Genomic DNA, 19,051 nt, shown 5'->3' with positions numbered 1-19,051 from the left:
GATCATTCCTCGTTTAGCATAGGTAGGTCTAAATTTTGTTCTTTAGCGCAGTTCTTTGCTATGTCGTATCCAGCATCAGCATGGCGCATTACACCCGTTGCAGGGTCGTTCCAAAGTACGCGAGCAATACGCTCTTTAGCTTCATTTGTACCATCGGCAACAATAACCACACCTGAGTGTTGGCTAAAGCCCATACCTACACCGCCACCATGATGAAGAGACACCCAAGTAGCACCACTTGCCGTGTTAAGGAGTGCATTGAGTAATGGCCAGTCCGATACCGCATCTGAGCCATCTTTCATACTTTCTGTTTCGCGGTTAGGGCTGGCAACTGAGCCCGAGTCGAGGTGGTCACGACCAATAACGATAGGGGCTTTAAGTTCGCCATTTTTAACCATTTCGTTAAAGGCCAATGCAAGGCGTGCTCTATCTTTTAAACCTACCCAACAAATACGTGCAGGTAGCCCTTGAAATTGAATACGTTCACGCGCCATATCAAGCCAATTATGTAAATGTGCATCATCAGGAATAAGCTCTTTTACTTTTGCATCGGTTTTATAAATATCTTCAGGATCGCCCGATAATGCTACCCATCTAAATGGGCCAATACCTTCACAAAATAAAGGGCGAATATAGGCGGGTACAAACCCAGGAAAATCAAACGCGTTGGTAACACCTTCATCAAACGCCATTTGACGAATATTATTTCCGTAATCAGTAGTGGCGGCACCCGCTTTTTGCAGCGCCAGCATGGCTCTAACTTGGACTGCCATTGATTGTTTAGCCGCTTTTACTACCGCTTTTGGATCTTGCTCACGCATTTTTGCAGCGTGCTCCATTGTCCAGTTTTGTGGTAAGTAACCATTTAATGGATCGTGAGCTGATGTTTGATCTGTGACTACATCAGGTGTAATACCTGTTTTAACCAGTGTACTAAATACATCGGCAGCGTTACCAAGTAAGCCAACTGATAGGGCTTCACCTTTTATGCACGCGTCGGTTATTAATTGCAGTGCGTGTTCAAGGTTCGTTGCTTTTACATCAACGTAGCCTGTTTTTATACGAAAATCGATACGGCTTTCATCACATTCAACAACTAGCGCACTAAACCCTGCCATTGTAGCGGCAAGTGGTTGCGCACCGCCCATACCTCCAAGGCCACCCGTTAATACCCACTTGCCTTTAGCACTGCCTGAAAAATGTTGCTTTGCCATGGCTATAAAGGTCTCGTAAGTACCTTGTACAATGCCTTGCGAGCCAATATAAATCCAAGAACCCGCTGTCATTTGTCCGTACATCATCAAGCCTTTTTTATCGAGCTCGTTAAAGTGCTCCCAATTTGCCCAGTGTGGAACAAGGTTTGAGTTGGCAATAAGTACACGAGGGGCATTACTGTGGGTTTTAAATACACCAACGGGTTTTCCTGATTGTACAAGCAGAGTTTCGTCGCTTTCGAGTCTATCGAGGGTTTCTATAATTTTGTCATAACTTGGCCAATCACGAGCTGCTCGGCCAATACCACCATATACAACAAGTGCATGAGGATGTTCTGCAACTTCAGGGTCTAAATTATTCATTAGCATGCGCTTAGCAGCTTCAGTTTGCCAGCTTTTAGCACTTATTTTATCGCCATGAGGTGCACGTATTACGCGACTTGTGTCGAGTCGGTTGTTCATGTTTTGCTCCTGTTGTATATACAAGGTGATTTGTTATAAAAAAAGCGCAGTAAGCGCTATTGTTTGTTATTTTTTAAATGTTAAGTGACCACCTAAGCGATATTTACTGCCTGGTGATACAAGGCGCGCAAAGCTTACAATGCCGTTAATAGACCATGTGCGTCGAATAACTTGTAAGCACGGCTCTTCGTTGTATAAGTTTAACCATTGGCACATTTCGCTGTTTGGCATAATAGCCTCTACGGTATGCCTCGCTTGGGTAAGTGGTGCAACACTAGATAGATATTCATGAGGTGTAAGCGTGCTAAAGTCTTGTTGTAAGTAACCAGCCGCAAGTGCAGGGTTTACAAAACGCTCTTCTAGCTGCAAGGGGCTGTCGTTTTCGTTATGCACGAGTACACTTCGATATACAACACTGTCAATCTCAACACCAAGCGCAATGGCAATAGGTGCGACTGCATTTATTGATTCAAGTATGAGTACACTACAGGTGTAGTTGCCGTTACGCTCTTTTACTTCATCAGCAATGTTTTTTATTTCGAGTAACGATGACTGCGATTTAAATGTGGCTACAAATGTACCAAGCCCTTGGCTGCGGGTTAAAATACCTGCCTCGGTTAATTCGCTTAGTGCTCGGCGGGCTGTCATTCTGCTGACACTAAATTGACTACTTAGTTCGTTTTCAGAGGGAACACGTTGGTTTTCTTGCCACGTACCGCTGCGAATTTTATCAACAATGAATTGTTTTATTTGCGCAAATTTAGGTGTCGTCATTAAATTTATGGTTACATTAAAAATAAACTATATAAATAAGATGACACAATTACCTTGTATATACAAGGTGGGTTGTTAGACTATATTTTCATCACTCTGGGCGTAAAAAGGGCTGTAAAATGCAAAGCACAACAAAAAATTATGAGTTAGAAGAAATCGACTTACTTTTAACTGATGCCAATATTGCCACTATGGATAGCAATATAAATGCCCCTTATGGCGCAATCGAAAATGCTGCTATAGCTATTAAAAATGGTGAAATTGCGTGGATTGGAGAGCAATCAACGTTGCCCAGTTTTGATGTGTTTGCAACGCCGACATTGAGTATAAAAGGGCAGTGGTTAACGCCGGGCTTAATAGATTGTCATACACATTTAGTGTTTGCAGGTTCAAGATCGCAAGAGTTTGAGCAGCGCTTGCAGGGTGTAAGTTATGAGCAAATCGCAGCACAAGGCGGTGGCATAGCAAGTACGGTTAAAGCCACAAGAGCAGCCGACCGTGAGCAATTGTTTGTTGATGCAAAAGATCGCTTAAATACGTTATTAAAAGAAGGTGTAACCACCGTTGAAATAAAGTCTGGTTATGGGCTAGATACTGAAAACGAGATAAAAATATTAGAAGTCGCTCGTTTATTAGGTGAACATCACCCTATTGATATTAAAACTACTTTTTTAGGGGCGCATGCTTTACCGCCTGAATACAAAGGCCGTGCTGATGAATATATTGATTTGGTATGTACTGACATGCTTGATCAGGTAGTGGCTAATAATCTTGCTGATGCAGTCGATGTATTTTGTGAAAATGTAGGCTTTAGTTATTCGCAAACCAAACGTGTTTTCCAGGCGGCTAAAAAGCATAACCTCCCAGTAAAATGTCATGCTGAGCAGTTATCTAATCAACATGGTGCTGAGCTGGTGGCGCAGTTCAATGGCCTTTCGGCAGATCATATTGAGCATCTCGATGAAGAGGGTGTAAAAGCCATGGCAAACGCTGGGACGGTCGCGGTGTTACTGCCCGGTGCATTTTATTTTTTAAGAGAAACTAAATTCCCACCTATTGAGTTACTTAATCAATATAAAGTACCTATAGCTATTGCGAGTGATTTTAATCCTGGCACTTCACCGCTGTGCTCAGTGCACTTGATGATGAACATGGCATGCACATTGTTTAGATTAACACCCGAGCAAGCATTGGCAGGTGTTACTCGCAATGCTGCTAAAGCACTAGGGTTAGACGACCGTGGTATTTTAAAGGTTGGTGCAAGAGCTGATATTGCGCATTGGCAAATAAGTCATCCATCACAATTAAGTTACCAATTTGGCGTAAATAAACTGTTAAATTTATGGATTTTGGGTAGAATTAACTAGTTTGTATTATTTTTGCCCACATATAATTTGGTTTAAACTTTTTTAGCGAATACGGATGCCGTTAATTTGAACATACTAACCGACAGTAACTTCCCAATATTTTTTAGTGGTGCACTATTGATGGCGATGATTGCCACTTTATTTGCCGTTAAAAATGCCAGTATTAAATTTAGCTATTTATGCACAGCAGCTGTTGGTTTGGCTATTTTGAGTACGGGCGCAGCTTGGCTTGCCATTTTACTTGCCTTTGGATTTTGTTTTCATTTATGGCAAGCCTTCGAGCGAAATAATTGGAGCATGATTATTACCAGCTCAATGGCTGGTCTTTTATTTGTTGTTCTATTTTCAGCTCATTTATTATTGGAAGTTCCGTTATTTTGGGTTGTGTTAGCAATATTATTATTAGCTATTGTTGGCTTTTTAAATGACGAAAGCGCTGAGATAGAAGTCGTGATAGAGCCTGAACCTACAGGTGATACATTTATAGAAGAGTCTCCGCTTTCGGTTTTTGCAGATAGAAAACAGTTACGCCAAGGTTACTATGCATGGTGCGACAACAAGCAAGTAAGTGCAGCGTTAATCGTTATTCGTCTTGAAGGATTTGAGCAAGTTAACCAGCATATAGGACGTGACTTTGGCGATATACTGTTAGCACAATCGGCTAATCGAATAAAAGAGCTACTTTCAAGTGACGAAATAGTGACTTTAACTGGGCAAGAAAAGCTAGCCCACTTAGGGGGCCTTAACTTTGCATTTATTTGTAGTTTCGCGAATCAAAAACATTTACATGAGTTGGTTATTGAACAAATACTGGGTGCAACGCTTAAGCCATTTAATGTTGCTAACTGCACTGTAGAGGTAAAAGCGAGGGCGAGTTATGTTGATTGTAATGAGCAAGACAATAACTTTGATAATTTAATATCGTACGCATACCTAGCACTCGATAGCCACCCAAATCGCAAGGTTGTGCCTTATCATCAACAAATGATGATTGAACTGCGAGAGCAACAAGCGCGACTAAAAGAATTAGCAAATATTGATTTTTCGAGCGAATTAGAACTCTATTTTCAACCTATAATTTGTAACGAAAACGGTCAAATTGAGTTTTTAGAATTACTACTGCGTTGGCAGCACCCTAAGCAAGGAATTTTATCTGCTAATCGTTTTATTGACGACATAAGAATAGCAGGGCTTGGTTACCCGCTTGCTAAATTTGTAATGGAGCGAGCCGCTGAGCTTGCAATGGCGCTTAGAGTAGAAGGTATTTCTATACCGCTTAGCATTAACGTATTTGGCCCTGAAATGCTAAATGAAGAGTTTGTTGAATTTGTTGATGTTGTTATAAATGAGCATCACTTAGAGGCGGGAGACTTGATTGTTGAATGCCCTTTACATATTTTTGCTGGTTTAGATGACAAAGGCCGAGGCATGATCGCAAGGCTTAATAACATAGGCTTAAAAGTATGTGTGGATGGACTTGGTGATAACCCGGTACTACTTTCTAAGTTACCAAGTTTAGCGGTTGAGTATATTAAGGTTTCACCTTCACTTACCGCTGACTTTAGTAATCAAAACAATATACGCAGTTTAGTTGGTGGAATGGTTGATATGCATAGCCAACAAAAAACAAAAGTGATTTTTGAAGGAGTTGAAACACTTGAGCAACTTAAGTTTGTAAAAAGCTTAAAAGGTTATGCTGCCCAAGGTTATTACTTTGGTCACCCGCTAAGTAGTATCGGTTTAATGAGCTGGCTAAAAGAGTGGCGATCGGTTCAACAACGTTAAGTGTTTTCTTTGCCTTGTAGGTAGCTATTTACAAGTGCACTAATCACTTGCCCTACATGGGCAGCACCGGCATCTAACCCGTTAGGGTGCTGGCTAGGCGCTGCTTCACATAAGTGTAAGTACTTAGAGTGCCGGTGGCTTGCAGCTAAATGCACAAAGTGCTCAGTGTCACTCACACTAAATCCGCAGTATGTATATGCACTAACTGGCATATAAGTAATACTATCTAAATCAACTTCAACACCCAGTGGTAAATCATTAAAATTACTTAGTGCATTTTCAATTGCCTGCGTTAGTGTAATTTTTCGCTTAACTTGTATAGATTGATAGCTATCAAACTTAAAGTTAGCTTCACTCATTGCATCTATAATTGCTTGATTATTTTTTAATTCATGTAAGCCAATAACATGGTAATTACTTAGATGTTGCTCGTTATACGCGTAGCGAAAACCATTACCACTATGGCGACCTTCACATTCTCTAAAATCGGCATGAGGGTCAAAATTGATAGCATTAACAGGCGTGTTTTTTGACTTACTTAGCGCGCGAATAATACCTAAGCAATTATTGTGACCTCCGCCAATGACGATTGGCTCAAGCCCTGCTTTAAAAATAAGGCTTAATACTGACTCTACGCGTTCATCAAGTTGTTGGCATAAATCTCGTAATTGAGTTAACTGCTGGGCTTGCTGATTATTAAGTTGGTTGCTTTGCGCCATTAAATCATCAGTATTTACTTCACCCAATAAAAGTACTTTTTGAGTGGCAATAAATTGATTATGAGGTTGGTTTAAAAAACGTTTTAAAAAAGCAGACCATGCTTCGTTTGCACCGCCATTTCCTAAATTTGCTTTTGGGCCAATATCTTCGCAAATACCAAGAAGTACGTAGCGAATGCCAAATTGAGCTGCGTCAATAAGTGCTTGTTGCAGGTTTACTTGAGTGTCTAGCAAGGCCATTGATTGCCATGCTTTTTTTTCATTTACGCGGCTAGAGCAAAGTGCTCTAACCGCGCTTTCATCATATACTTTTAAATGGGAGGTCACGTTATACTTCTACAACTTCCAATTCTAATTCTTCTGCAGATAAAACAATGCCAGTACTATCAGCATAAATAAAGTCATCATCAAAAAATGATACACCGGCAAAGTTAACGCCTATAGCATCCTCGCCAGCACCTTCACTGTCAGCTGCAACAGGGATAGAAGCAATTGCTTGAATGCCTAAATCAAGTTCTTCAAGCTCATCAACGTGGCGTACTGCGCCGTAAACAACAATACCATTCCAGTTATTTTCAAGTGCAAGTTCGGCCAATTCAATATCAATAAGTGCACGGCGAGTTGAGCCACCACCGTCAATAAGAAGCACTAAGTCTGTACCGTCTTGAGAAAGTAATTCGCGGATCAGTTCATTATTTTCAAAACATTTAACCGTTTTAATGCGGCCACCAAAGCTGTGTCGACCACCAAAGTTGATGAACATTGGCTCTAGCACGTCAACCACATCAGCAAAGTGGTCACATAAATCAGAAGTGCTGTAATCCATTATTTTATCCTCAAAAGGTACATTAATTTATACCTCAGTATACCCTCCTTATAAGCAATAACAACGACTTAATCGCAGTAAATTTAGACAAAACAAGCGCTAAATCATTAATCGCAATAATAGTGTCTTAAAAGCGTCACTCAATTGTTATTTACAACACATAAGCTAAATCGGTGTTCATATATTATGCAATGAGGGGGAAGTGATGGATAACAATAATATGTTTAAAAGGGCAGCTCTGCTAGATGAGCAATTATTTTTAACTCTGTTTAATTGCAACTCACCGAAGTGGTTTAAAACAATGGCGTTTGGCTTATCTAAAAGCGGTGATGGTGGGCTTTACATACTTGTGTGTTTAGCGGTGTGGTGGCTTAGTAATAATGAGCAGCAACAATTATTACCTGTAACGATATTAGTTGGTTTTGCTATAGAAAGGCCCATTTATTTACTGGCCAAAAATAGATTTGCCCGCATCCGTCCATGCGACTGCTTAGTAACAAATGCTTACATAGTACCCAATGATAAATTTAGTTTGCCCTCGGGTCACAGCGCTGCAGCGTTCTTAGTTGCGATTATACTAAGTCACTTTTTCCCTGAATATATATGGCTACTACTTAGTTGGGCTGCTGGTGTGGCTATTTCTCGTGTTGTATTAGGCGTACATTTTCCTGCTGATATTATTATAGGTGCGATTATTGGCAGTGTTTGTGGCTTATTCGCATTAGCGCTCGTGGTACCTGTATGAAAATATTGTATGGAGTGCAGGGTACCGGTAATGGTCATATAACGCGGGCTAGGGTTATGGCAAGTTGCTTTAATAAACTTGGTATTGATGTTGATTATGTGTTTTCAGGGCGAGCAAATAAAGATTACTTTGATATGCACGAATTCTCAGATTATAAAGTGTATCGGGGCTTATCGTTTAGTACTGAAAATGGGCAAGTGAAAAATTTAAAAACACTTAAAAATATGCGAGTTTGTAAGCTGGTGAGTGATATAAAATCGCTTGATATAAAACAGTACGATTTTGTACTTAACGACTTTGAGCCAGTCACAGCATGGGCTGCAAAACGGGCCGATATACCCGTTATCGGTATTAGTCACCAAGCCGCATTTTTGTCAGAAAACGTACCTATATTTGGTCGTGGTGTACTTAGAAAATCACTCATCAAGCATTATGCACCAGCATCTACCTACTTAGGCGTACACTGGAAGCCATTTGCAAATAATATAATCCCGCCTTTTATTGCTCATCATAATCATGAGAATCCTGTCGCGGTACTAAATAAGGTATTGGTATATTTACCGTTTGAAAACTTAGATAGCATTGTTGATTATTTAAAAGACTTTCCCGAAAAAGAATTTTATTGTTATCACCCAAATGCCTGCAATCAGTCTTTTGGACATATACATTTGCGACCACCCTCACGTTCTGGCTTTTTAAATGACTTAGCAAACACGAGTGGCGTTATTGGTAATGCGGGGTTTGAGCTTGCCAGTGAAGCGCTTAAGTTAGGTAAGAAGTTACTATTAAAGCCTTTAGATGGGCAGTTTGAGCAAACCGCAAATGCACAAACTTTGTTTGCCATGGGCATGGCGCATGTTATGAACTATTTAAACCCGCAAGCCCTTGATGACTGGAATAGCGCCCCGCAAAATAAGCAAATAAATTACCCTAGCGATCCCGCGCCCTTAATTGATTGGTTGGTTAAACAACAGTGGAATAACATACAATCGTTACACAAAGGTTTGTGGGATAGTGTCGCTTTATAGCCATCATAATTAAGTAGCTTAGAATAACCAATAATAAAAAGTTAAATTAATGAGTCGCTTCTGAGCTATCAGCTATAATACAAATGCATATTTAAAAAAGGCGTTAGCGATGAATTTTTTACAAAACTTAACAATCAAACGACGTTTACAGTTAAACGCAGTCGTTGTTGGTTTAGCAATGGTGGTCCTTTTATGCGTAATAATTTATGAAGCGAGAACAACGTTAAGCTTAAATAAAACAATTCAGCTTGCTGAAGAGCTTAATATCCATGAATTAGAACTGCGTAAACATGAAAAAAACTTTCTTTTTTATAAACAAGAAGAAGCATTAGACTTATTTGAACAAGATTATAACCAGCTTAAAAGTAAAATTGCTAAGTTGAATGTAATTATGCAAGAGCAGGGTATCGAAACCCAAAAAATAAGTAATCTCGATAATTTGGTAAGTGCTTATAACAATGACTTTATAAGTGTTGTTGTGCTACAAAAACGCATAGGATTACACCCAAAAGATGGGCTGTATGGCGAACTAAGAAGTGCAGTACACGAGGTCGAAAGCTTGCTCAAAGAGCAAGATAATTACAAACTCTTATCTTCTATATTACAATTAAGACGGGCTGAAAAAGATTTTATGCTACGTTTTGATCTTAAGTATTTAACTCGATTTGATGAAGGGGTTGATACTTTAAAGCAGCAAATCGCTCAGGCTCAATTTGATACAGGGTACACAGCTCAATTAAATGGCTTTTTAAATTCCTACCAAACGCAATTTCAAGCATTGGTCCAGGCACAGGTTGAATTGGGCTTAGATTTAAATTCAGGTGCACTTGGAAAAATGCGTAAAAGTGTTGAACAAAGTGATGCAATCGTTGCGCAGATACTATTAAGCACTAAGCAACAGGTAGATAAAAGCGTTGAACAGGCACAATTTTTAGCCATTCTTATTTTTGTGATTGCTGGCATTATTGTTTTAATGTTGGTTTATTTCACGAGCCGCTCGATTATTGTGCCTATAGAGCGGGTTTATCACACCATTAACGATATTCGTCGTAATAATGATTTAAGCGTGATGATAGAGCAAACAGGTAAAGACGAAATTACCACCATGACGGTCGACTTTAATAGTTTAATAGGCGATTTTAAAAACTTAATTAACGAAGTTAATGGTGCTTTAAATACGCTTAACATAGCAACAGAGCATTTATCAGAAAGTACCGCAGCAACAAGCTCCGGTATGCAAGAGCAATTACATGAAGCCGACATGGTTGCAACTGCAGCCACCGAAATGCAGGCGACGATTCAGGATATTTCACATAATACTGAAGCGGCTGCTAAAAAAGCAGAGTCAACAAACTTAAGTGCTCAACAAGGGCGCAGTGAAGTTGACTCTACCGTTAAGCACATTAGAGCCCTATCTGATTCGTTAGGGAATGCATCAAATGTAGTATCGCAACTTGAAAAAGATGGCGAAACAATTGGTTCAGTGCTTGATGTAATTCGGGGGATTGCAGATCAAACAAATTTACTCGCACTTAATGCGGCAATAGAAGCGGCACGTGCTGGTGAGTATGGTCGTGGTTTTGCTGTTGTTGCAGATGAGGTTCGTTCATTAGCGAAGCGTACTCAAGAGTCCACGAGTGAGATTGAAGGTATTATAAGTACCTTACAGCAGCGTACTCAAGAAGTGGTGAGTATTATGCATAAATGTCGCTCTCAAGGCGATGAAAGTGCCTCACAAGCAATTAAAGCAGGTGAGTTATTAGGCGCAATTACTGAAGATGTACAAACAATAATGGAAATGAGCTCTCAAATAGCGGTTGCTATTGACGAGCAAAGCCAAGTGGCATCAGAGGTTAATAAAAATGTTGTAAGAATTCGCGACATTGCGCAAGATGCAACTGAACATGCTGCTAAAAACGCCCAAACTAGCGAAGAAGTATCTGAGCAAGCTAGAGTGTTATTTAGCGCTATTGATAAGTTTAAAGTGTAACTAACCTGAACTCTGGATAGTAAATATTTTAACCAGGGTTTAGGTTAACTAATCTAAAAATACCCACCTAAAGTTACCAATAAGGTTTAAGGAATAAACTTTATTGGTACACTGTTTTTGTTTTGTTCGTGATCGGCTACGCGTGCCGAATATTCATCGCTCAACGTTTGTTGCTGCGCTTGTAGTTTTTCAAAGTAACTCCAACTGAACAGTCCGCTATTGTGACCATCATCGAAATCTAAACGCAGTGCATAATGCCCAACAGGTACTATGTTTTTTATACCTACAGATTGTTTATTAAGTACTAGCTTCATTGGACCAGAGCCATGGCCTTGCACTTCAGCAGAGGGAGAGTGAACGCGTAAAAATTCACAGCTAAAGATTGCTTGGCTATCGTCGTCAAAATAAACATCTAAATTTTTACTCACGCTGTGGTAATGCACTTTTGTAACGTGTTTCATTTTATATATCCCATTAAAAAGCCCCCAATCTGGAGGCTTTTAGTATAACGTTTATATTCGTTTTATAGAATGAAGCGGCTTAAGTCTTCATCTTCAACAAGTGCACCTAGATGTTTTTCAACGTAAGCGGCGTCAATAACAAGTGATGAACCTGCTTTTTCAGAAGCATCGTATGAAATTTCTTCCATCAATCTTTCCATCACAGTATGCAAGCGACGAGCACCGATGTTTTCGGTTTTTTCGTTAACTTGCCACGCAGCCTTAGCAATACGCTCAATAGCATCATCACTAAACTCAATCGTTACTTGCTCAGTTTTAAGGAGCTCTCGTTGTTGCTCAGTAAGCGATGCATGCGGCTCTGTCAGGATACGTTTAAAGTCATCTGCAGTTAGTGGCTCAAGTTCTACTCGAATCGGTAAGCGACCTTGTAGCTCAGGTATCATGTCTGATGGTTTAGACATTTGGAACGCACCTGAGGCAATAAACAACATATGGTCAGTTTTAACCATACCGTGTTTAGTGTTTACTGTTGAGCCTTCAATTAGCGGTAGTAAGTCGCGCTGAACACCTTCTCGGCTCACATCAGGGCCTGAAGAATCACCACGTTTACAAATTTTGTCTATTTCATCAATAAACACAATACCGTTTTGCTCTACTGCAAAAATAGCTTGTTCTTTTAGCTCTTCAGGGTTTACTAATTTAGCGGCTTCTTCTTCCGTTAATAGTTTGAAGGCTTCTTTAATTTTTAACTTACGTTTAGTGCGTTTATCGCCGCCCATGTTTTGAAACATGCTTTGTAACTGGTTGGTCATATCTTCCATACCAGGAGGCGCCATAATTTCTACGTTTGATTGAGCTTGCGCTAATTCAATCTCGATTTCTTTATCATCTAATTGACCTTCACGTAATTTTTTACGAAATGTTTGGCGAGTAGATGAAGTATCGTCGCGTTGGCTTTCGCCATATTGATCTTTAACCGGTGGTAAAAGTGCATCTAAGATTCGCTCTTCTGCTGCTTCTTCGGCGCGATGTTTAAACTTTTTAGTTTGCTGTTCGCGAGTCATTTTAATTGAAACATCAACGAGGTCACGTATGATCGTATCTACTTCTTTACCAACATAACCAACTTCAGTAAATTTAGTCGCTTCTACTTTAATGAATGGTGCGTTAGCAAGTTTTGCTAAACGGCGGGCAATTTCTGTTTTACCTACACCTGTTGGACCAATCATTAATATATTTTTTGGTGTTACTTCACTGCGTAAATCTTCATTTAATTGCATACGGCGCCAGCGATTACGAAGCGCAATAGCGACCGCTTTTTTAGCTTTAGCCTGACCTATAATGTGCTGATCTAGCTCGTGAACAATTTCTCTTGGGGTCATATCAGACATAATAGTTCCTATTATAATTCTTCGATTGTTTGGAAGTTATTAGTAAATACGCAGATGTTGCCTGCAATAGTTAAGCTTTTCTCTACTATTTCACGAGCGCTTAAATCTGTATTTTCTAAAAGGGCGGTTGCAGCTGATTGTGCAAAGTTACCACCACTACCAATTGCAATTAAATCGTTTTCTGGCTGAACTACATCGCCATTACCGGTAATAATTAAAGAGGCTGTTTCGTCTGCTACGGCGAGCAGTGCTTCGAGTTTTCGAAGTGCACGGTCACTTCGCCAATCTTTAGCCATTTCTACTGCGGCTTTAGTTAGGTTACCTTGGTGCATTTCTAATTTGCTTTCAAAACGTTCGAAAAGAGTGAAGGCATCAGCAGTACCGCCGGCAAAACCAGCGATTACTTTGCCATTATAAAGACGTCGAACTTTGCGGGCGTTGCCCTTCATTACGGTGTTACCAAGTGAAACTTGGCCATCGCCGCCAATTACAACTTTGTCGCCGCGGCGAACACTTACGATAGTAGTCATGTTATTCCTCATCATCGAGCTGCAGAGGCAACTCGTAAAAAACGATTATGATGAGGTTATATGGGTGAATGGTTTATTTTCAAGTCCAGCCCCAAATTCCGCAGCCGACTATTTTTACACGTTTAAGTTTGTTTTTATCGCTTTCGGCTTGGCGTTTGGTTTTATAAGGACCTAAACGTACTTTATACCAAGTACCATTGCTGCCTTCAGCCTGTTTTATCTCAGAAATGAGCCCTGCAAATGCGATTTTAGCTTTTAACGATTCAGCTTGTGCATGAGTTCTGAACGAACCGCATTGCATAACATAAGGGCCTTTTTGCTCAAGTTCTTTTACTTCAACTTGAATCTCGTGGTTTCTAATTTCTTTAATAAATTCCGGTGTACGTGGAATAACAACTTCTACTTTTGCGGGTGCAGTTGGGTTAGCTTGTTTTTCGACAAGTTTTGGATCGGCATTACTTTTTATAAACCATAGTGTGTAGGCAAAACCACCTACAAGTAAGATGGCTATAACGGCTAAAAGAATAGGAAATGGTTTTTTAGCGGGTGCGTTTTTTTTACTGTTTCTGCCTGCAGGCTTTTTATTAATATAATCGTGCTGTGCCATGGTGTTATTTTGGCCTTAACCTAAATCATGTCTATAGGGTCTACGTCTAAGCTCCAGCGTACTTTTTGTGCAAGTTTACTGGTACTTAAATAATCAACCATTTGCGCAAGGTACTGATGTAATATGCGACGATCTTGCGCTTGAATATGTAATTGAAAACGATACATACCTGCGACTCTTTCAAGTGGGGCAGGGATCGGACCGAGCAATTGTATACCAGATACCCCATTCACAGGAACCAAATCCGTCAAAAAATCGACGACTAGTTTAATACTATGCCCTTGTGCACGCACAATGGCCATATTTGTAATTGGCGGTAAGTCAGCATCATCGCGCTCACTCAGTGCAAAGCGGGCAAAGTCTTGGTAACCATTATTAACTAAGTCTTGTAAAAGAGGGTGTTCTGGAAAGTGTGTTTGTAATAACACTTGGCCAGGCTCACCTGAACGTCCAGCACGCCCCGCTACTTGGGTGACTAATTGCGCTAAGTGTTCTGTTGCTCTAAAGTCGCATGAGTATAAGCCGCTATCTACATCTAAAATTATAACAAGGCTTACATCTGCAAAGTGATGGCCTTTGGCAAGCATTTGTGTGCCCACTAAAATGCGTGCGCCCCCTAGGTTTATTTCATCAAGTGCTTTTTCAAGGCTACCTTTACGGCGAGTTGAATCGCGGTCTATACGAGTAACAGGTGTATCAGGGAATTCGGTCGATAAAAACTCTTCAATTTGCTCTGTGCCTTTACCGTTAGGAAATATTTGCGTACTTCCACAGTCAGGGCATTGGTGAGGGACAGGGTACTGGTCGCCACAGTGATGACAGATCATTTGCCCAATCGCTTTATGAAATGTAGCGCTGGTACTGCATCGTTTACACTCGCTCAACCAACCGCACTCATGGCAAATAAGGGTGGGTGAGAAACCTCGGCGATTTAAAAATACCATAACCTGTTTACCGCGATTTAAGTGCTGACGCATAGTAGCAAGGCTTGCATGTGCAATACCTGCTTGGTCGGGCTGACCTTTCATATCGAGTAACTTAAACTGGTTGTCAGTCGCTGTTTGCGCGCGCTCGGTTAAACTTAATAGCTGGTATTTGTTATTAATTGCTTTGTGAAGTGTTTCAAGCGCGGGTGTGGCGCTGCCTAATATAAGCGGAATTTTATGCTGAAAAGCTCTGTAAGCGGCTAAATCACGAGCATGGTAACGAAGGGTATCTTGTTGTTTAAATGACGAGTCGTGTTCTTCATCAACAACAATCATACCGAGTTTTAAAAATGGCAGAAAAATACTCGAACGCGTGCCAATAACTATCGCGCAACTGCCTTTTTCGCAAAAACGCCATGTTTGTAAACGTTCGTTGTCGGTAAGTGCTGAGTGCCAAAGCATAATGGGTGTATCAGGAAAGCGGCGGCGAAAACGGTTTACGGTTTGTGGTGTTAGGCCGATTTCGGGCACGAGTACGAGGGCTTGCTCGCCACGTTTGAGTACTTCTTCTAGGCACTGTAAATACACTTCGGTTTTACCGCTGCCCGTTACGCCTTCTAATAAGAAGCTGCTAAAGCCAGTACTTTGATTTATAGCTGTGCAAGCAACCGCTTGTTCTTTATTAAGTACTGGTTTACTACCGACGGTTGGCGCAACACTTTGCCATTGGTTATCGTGCTCAATAGTTTGTGTTATGAGTTCTTTATCTATTAAGCTATCTATTGTTTTTTTACTAAAGCCCAGTGCTTTTAACTCAGTTAATGATGACTTACCTGATTGCGATAACTGCTTTAATAGGTTGAGCTGTGTTTTAGCTTTTAATGACGGTACTTTTGCACCTTTTTCTGTCAGGGCAACCATATTAATACTGGTTTTATCAGGCGATTCACCTTGGCGAAGTGCACCAGGTAGCGCTATATGAATAGTTTCGCCTAATGGATAGCAATAATAGCGGGCAGTAAAGCTAAGGAGTTCTAAATGCTGGGCACTTAAAATAGGGGCGTCGTCTATTACCTCTATAATATTTTTAATTTTATTTAAAGGGACGTCGGTACTGCTTTTAATACTCAAAACAACCGCTACTTTCTTTTGATTACCAAAAGGTACCAAAACCCGCATGCCAGGTAGTAAAGGAGTTGATAAGCCACTGAGCTGTTCTTCTATTTTATAATCAAAGGTGCGTGGAAGCGGGACTTTAATAGCAACTTCAACAAAACTCATAACAACTCAACCCGTAAAATTAATGCTGTAATGTACTAAAAATAACGCTAAAAACCTACTAGCAATAGCGCTTGAGACAGAGATTGTTCACTTTTTTGGCAAAAATATAAATAAATACTTGTGTGGGGGGAGGTTGTTGGATAAAATCCGCCACCAACAAATTTGTTTTAACGACGTATGGTGCCAAACTCCGGGTTTGGAGAGCGATGCGGCCTTAACTAGAGGTTCCTATGAAAGAAGGTATTCACCCTAAGTACGAAGTAATTTCTGCAACATGTTCATGTGGAAATAAATTCGAAACTAGCTCAACTCTTTGTAAAGACATTCACTTAGACGTATGTTCTGCGTGTCACCCGTTTTACACTGGTAAGCAAAAAGTTTTAGACACTGGCGGACGTGTTGATCGCTTCAACAAGCGCTTCGGTGCACTTGCCAGCAAGAAGTAATTATTGCTGTTTAGTTAAAAAAAGCACCTTAGGGTGCTTTTTTTGTGCCTAAAATTTGTTATTTATTATCTTAAACTAACCTACATAAATCTTTGAGCAATTTAACGAATTAAATTGCACTATAACGTCGTTAAAATTTTTTATTTAGAACAATTAGATACAAAAATTTTTGCCTAGTTCTAGCGTAATTTTCTTAACGTTAAATAGACCCCATATATAAGCAGATTGGTATTATTTCGTTGATTTTAACTATCCCCTCCTTTTGCATAACTATTTCCTATTCTTATTCTGAGTATACATAATCCTTTACAGACAAATCGATAGATATTCTCTATATTTTAAATAGTACAATTTTTAACTAGGTTGATAAAAGTAGCTAACGTGGGCTTATCTGTTTTTAAAGTAGGGTAGTAGGCTGTTATTCTAAGTTTATGCTGATACTTTAAGTATACATTTTATAAGATTTTGATAGGCATAAAAGCACCTTAAAACTTACTTTTTAGGTGAATTTTTATTTATTAAATGTTGATATAATCCTGCAAAGTTACTGAAAAACCTCTTAAAATTAAAGGATATAGCATATAACAGGATAGACCTGATATTGCTTGGAATTTAAAAATAATAAGGGTATCGTACCCCAAGACTCCATCTCTCACTTTAACTTAAATTGCAGGATACCATCGCGTTATGTCTGACTTTCGTGAACAAGCACTACATTACCACTCACATCCCGTACCAGGTAAAATTAGCATTGAGCTTACAAAACCAGCTGAAACGGCTCATGATCTTGCACTTGCGTATAGCCCAGGTGTTGCCGAACCTGTACGTGAAATAGCTGCAGATCCTGCAAATGCTTATAAATATACTGGTAAAGGTAACATGGTTGCGGTTATTACTAATGGTACTGCAATTCTAGGCCTTGGTAATTTAGGTCCTTTAGCGTCTAAGCCTGTAATGGAAGGTAAAGCGTTATTGTTTAAACGTTTTGCAGGGCTTGATTCTATCGATATTGAAGTTAAGCACAAAACAACAGAAGACTTTATTAATACGGTTGCCAACATTGCCGACACATTCGGTGGTATTAACCTTGAAGATATTAAAGCACCAGAGTGTTTTGAAATAGAAAAAGCATTAATAGAGCGTTGTAGTATTCCTGTTTTTCATGACGATCAACACGGTACTGCCATTGTAACGGCTGCTGGTATGTTAAATGCGCTAGAAGTACAAGGTAAGTCAATTGAAGATGCAATTATTGTATGTTTAGGTGCAGGCGCTGCCGCTGTTGCGTGTATGGAGCTGTTAATTAAGTGTGGCGCACTGCGTGAACACATTTATATGCTTGACCGCAAAGGTGTTATTCATACCCGCCGCGATGACTTAAATGAATACAAACAGCTTTTTGCTAATAATACCGATAAGCGTACATTGCAAGATGTAATTGCAGATGCAGATGTATTTGTGGGTGTTTCTGGCCCTAACTTATTAGCGGCTGAAGATTTAAAGCTAATGGCTGCAAAACCAGTTGTGTTTGCATGTTCAAATCCAGATCCTGAGATTGATCCTGCACTTGCGCACGGCGCACGCAACGATTTAATCATGGCAACAGGGCGCTCTGATTACCCTAACCAAGTTAATAATGTTTTATGTTTCCCGTTTATTTTCCGTGGTGCGCTTGATGTACGTGCAAGCGCTATTAACGATGAAATGAAAATTGCTGCAGTAGATGCTATTCGAAGTATTGCCAAAGAGCCAGTACCTGCAGAAGTTTTAAAAGCCGCTGGTGTAGATAAACTAGAATTTGGTGCGCAGTATATTATTCCAAAACCAATGGATCCACGTTTACTGCCGCGTATAGCAAGAGCTGTTGCACTTGCTGCTATTGAGTCAGGTGTTGCACAAATTGAGCTACCTGAAAACTATATGCAGTAAATCTATACAGTAGAGCTATACAATAAAATTTAGACATAAAAAAACCTCAGTAATTACTGAGGTTTTTTTTGTCTTTGTAATATTTATTCTTCGTTTAAAACGGGTACTTCTAGACCCATTTCTTGCATTATTTTTTTAACTTCTTCTGGCACTTTTTCGGCGTTATCTTTACGTAAGTCATCGTCATTTGGTAAAGGTTGGCCAGTAAAAGCATGCAAAAATGCCTCACATAGCAATTCACTATTTGTAGCATGGCGAAGGTTATTGATTTGACGACGTGTACGTTCGTCAGTTAATACCTTTAATACATTTAGCGGGATCGAAACGGTGATCTTTTTAACTTGCTCTGATTTTTTACCGTGTTCTGCGTATGGGTGAATATACTCACCATTCCATTTAGCCATAAGATGTATCGTTGCCTCAGATTATTAATTTCTCACACGGTATAAAAAGCGTGTAAATATGCGTGAAATTCTATCGATTTAAAAAAGATAGTCAAATAATAGATACCGATCTATCTTAATAAGCCTATTGTAGGTGTAAAGATAAGCACACTTTTGTGAGCTAAAA

The 19,051-nt window shown here is 39.8% G+C and carries 17 protein-coding genes; 7 read left to right on the top strand and 10 right to left on the bottom strand.

Features of this window, described 5'->3' with window-relative positions:
* Positions 1-2 precede the first annotated feature (2 nt).
* Entirely contained in the window at positions 3-1,676 is a 1,674-nt protein-coding gene (gene hutU, locus I6E70_RS02115; RefSeq protein WP_007582046.1) for a urocanate hydratase, read from the bottom strand.
* Positions 1,677-1,742: 66 nt separating this feature from the next.
* Positions 1,743-2,450 (bottom strand): histidine utilization repressor, encoded by a 708-nt coding sequence (gene hutC, locus I6E70_RS02110; protein WP_007582045.1) that lies wholly within the window; start codon positions 2,448-2,450, stop codon positions 1,743-1,745.
* A 119-nt stretch (positions 2,451-2,569) separates the two neighbouring features.
* On the opposite strand from hutC, the gene hutI reads away from it, so the two are divergent.
* Complete coding sequence (gene hutI, locus I6E70_RS02105) at positions 2,570-3,817, top strand: imidazolonepropionase (protein ID WP_165735260.1); 1,248 nt, start codon at positions 2,570-2,572, stop codon at positions 3,815-3,817.
* A gap of 120 nt (positions 3,818-3,937) precedes the next feature.
* Positions 3,938-5,602, top strand: coding sequence for a GGDEF domain-containing phosphodiesterase (locus I6E70_RS02100; RefSeq protein ID WP_010553808.1), 1,665 nt, complete (start codon positions 3,938-3,940; stop codon positions 5,600-5,602).
* Here the strand turns inward: I6E70_RS02100 and I6E70_RS02095 are convergent.
* Together I6E70_RS02095 and rraA are read right to left on the bottom strand one after the other, a co-directional pair.
* The gene (locus I6E70_RS02095) at positions 5,599-6,648 is read right to left on the bottom strand and encodes a formimidoylglutamase (RefSeq protein WP_197187935.1); all 1,050 of its coding nucleotides are present in this window, start codon (positions 6,646-6,648) and stop codon (positions 5,599-5,601) included. The two genes, I6E70_RS02100 and I6E70_RS02095, sit on opposite strands and share 4 nt — an antisense overlap.
* A 1-nt stretch (position 6,649) precedes the next feature.
* Complete coding sequence (rraA, locus tag I6E70_RS02090) at positions 6,650-7,147, bottom strand: ribonuclease E activity regulator RraA (RefSeq protein ID WP_002959955.1); 498 nt, start codon at positions 7,145-7,147, stop codon at positions 6,650-6,652.
* A 205-nt stretch (positions 7,148-7,352) separates the two neighbouring features.
* On the opposite strand from rraA, the gene I6E70_RS02085 reads away from it, so the two are divergent.
* The 3 genes from I6E70_RS02085 to I6E70_RS02075 all read left to right on the top strand — a co-directional run bounded on the left by I6E70_RS02085 (position 7,353) and on the right by I6E70_RS02075 (position 10,910).
* Positions 7,353-7,892 (top strand): phosphatase PAP2 family protein, encoded by a 540-nt coding sequence (locus I6E70_RS02085; protein WP_010553806.1) that lies wholly within the window; start codon positions 7,353-7,355, stop codon positions 7,890-7,892.
* Positions 7,889-8,920 carry an MJ1255/VC2487 family glycosyltransferase gene (locus tag I6E70_RS02080; RefSeq protein ID WP_197187934.1) on the top strand — a complete coding sequence of 344 codons (1,032 nt, stop codon included), beginning with the start codon at positions 7,889-7,891 and terminating at the stop codon, positions 8,918-8,920. The genes I6E70_RS02085 and I6E70_RS02080 overlap by 4 nt, the downstream gene beginning before the upstream one ends.
* Before the next feature lie 109 nt (positions 8,921-9,029).
* Positions 9,030-10,910 (top strand): methyl-accepting chemotaxis protein, encoded by a 1,881-nt coding sequence (locus I6E70_RS02075; protein WP_197187933.1) that lies wholly within the window; start codon positions 9,030-9,032, stop codon positions 10,908-10,910.
* 86 nt (positions 10,911-10,996) lie between these two features.
* Here I6E70_RS02075 and I6E70_RS02070 read toward each other — a convergent pair whose 3' ends face one another.
* The 5 genes from I6E70_RS02070 to priA all read right to left on the bottom strand — a co-directional run bounded on the left by I6E70_RS02070 (position 10,997) and on the right by priA (position 16,106).
* Positions 10,997-11,371, bottom strand: coding sequence for a gamma-butyrobetaine hydroxylase-like domain-containing protein (locus I6E70_RS02070; RefSeq protein WP_197187932.1), 375 nt, complete (start codon positions 11,369-11,371; stop codon positions 10,997-10,999).
* 62 nt (positions 11,372-11,433) lie between these two features.
* A complete protein-coding gene (gene hslU, locus I6E70_RS02065; protein ID WP_007582032.1) occupies positions 11,434-12,762 on the bottom strand; it encodes an HslU--HslV peptidase ATPase subunit in 1,329 nt (442 codons plus the stop codon).
* An 11-nt stretch (positions 12,763-12,773) separates the two neighbouring features.
* Positions 12,774-13,292: an ATP-dependent protease subunit HslV gene (gene hslV, locus I6E70_RS02060; RefSeq protein ID WP_002958366.1), complete on the bottom strand. Its 519-nt coding sequence runs from the start codon at positions 13,290-13,292 to the stop codon at positions 12,774-12,776.
* Positions 13,293-13,371: 79 nt separating this feature from the next.
* The gene (locus I6E70_RS02055) at positions 13,372-13,899 is read right to left on the bottom strand and encodes an SPOR domain-containing protein (RefSeq protein ID WP_007582031.1); all 528 of its coding nucleotides are present in this window, start codon (positions 13,897-13,899) and stop codon (positions 13,372-13,374) included.
* Between the two features lie 20 nt (positions 13,900-13,919).
* On the bottom strand, positions 13,920-16,106 hold the full coding sequence (gene priA / locus I6E70_RS02050) for a primosomal protein N' (protein ID WP_197187931.1): 2,187 nt from the start codon (positions 16,104-16,106) through the stop codon (positions 13,920-13,922).
* 230 nt (positions 16,107-16,336) lie between these two features.
* Here priA and rpmE point away from each other — a divergent pair, with 230 nt between their 5' ends.
* Positions 16,337-16,552 (top strand): 50S ribosomal protein L31, encoded by a 216-nt coding sequence (gene rpmE / locus I6E70_RS02045; protein ID WP_007582029.1) that lies wholly within the window; start codon positions 16,337-16,339, stop codon positions 16,550-16,552.
* A 687-nt stretch (positions 16,553-17,239) separates the two neighbouring features.
* On the top strand, positions 17,240-18,481 hold the full coding sequence (locus tag I6E70_RS02040) for a malic enzyme-like NAD(P)-binding protein (RefSeq protein WP_007582028.1): 1,242 nt from the start codon (positions 17,240-17,242) through the stop codon (positions 18,479-18,481).
* An 83-nt stretch (positions 18,482-18,564) separates the two neighbouring features.
* Here I6E70_RS02040 and metJ read toward each other — a convergent pair whose 3' ends face one another.
* Positions 18,565-18,885, bottom strand: coding sequence for a met regulon transcriptional regulator MetJ (gene metJ, locus I6E70_RS02035; protein ID WP_007586263.1), 321 nt, complete (start codon positions 18,883-18,885; stop codon positions 18,565-18,567).
* Positions 18,886-19,051 lie beyond the last annotated feature (166 nt).

Origin of the sequence: Pseudoalteromonas sp. NGC95, from assembly GCF_015864705.1 — a bacterium.
GTDB classification, from domain to species: Bacteria; Pseudomonadota; Gammaproteobacteria; order Enterobacterales; family Alteromonadaceae; genus Pseudoalteromonas; species Pseudoalteromonas arctica.
The sequence above is the reverse complement of the archived record's forward strand: the minus strand, read 5'-3'. Positions and strand labels throughout refer to the sequence as shown.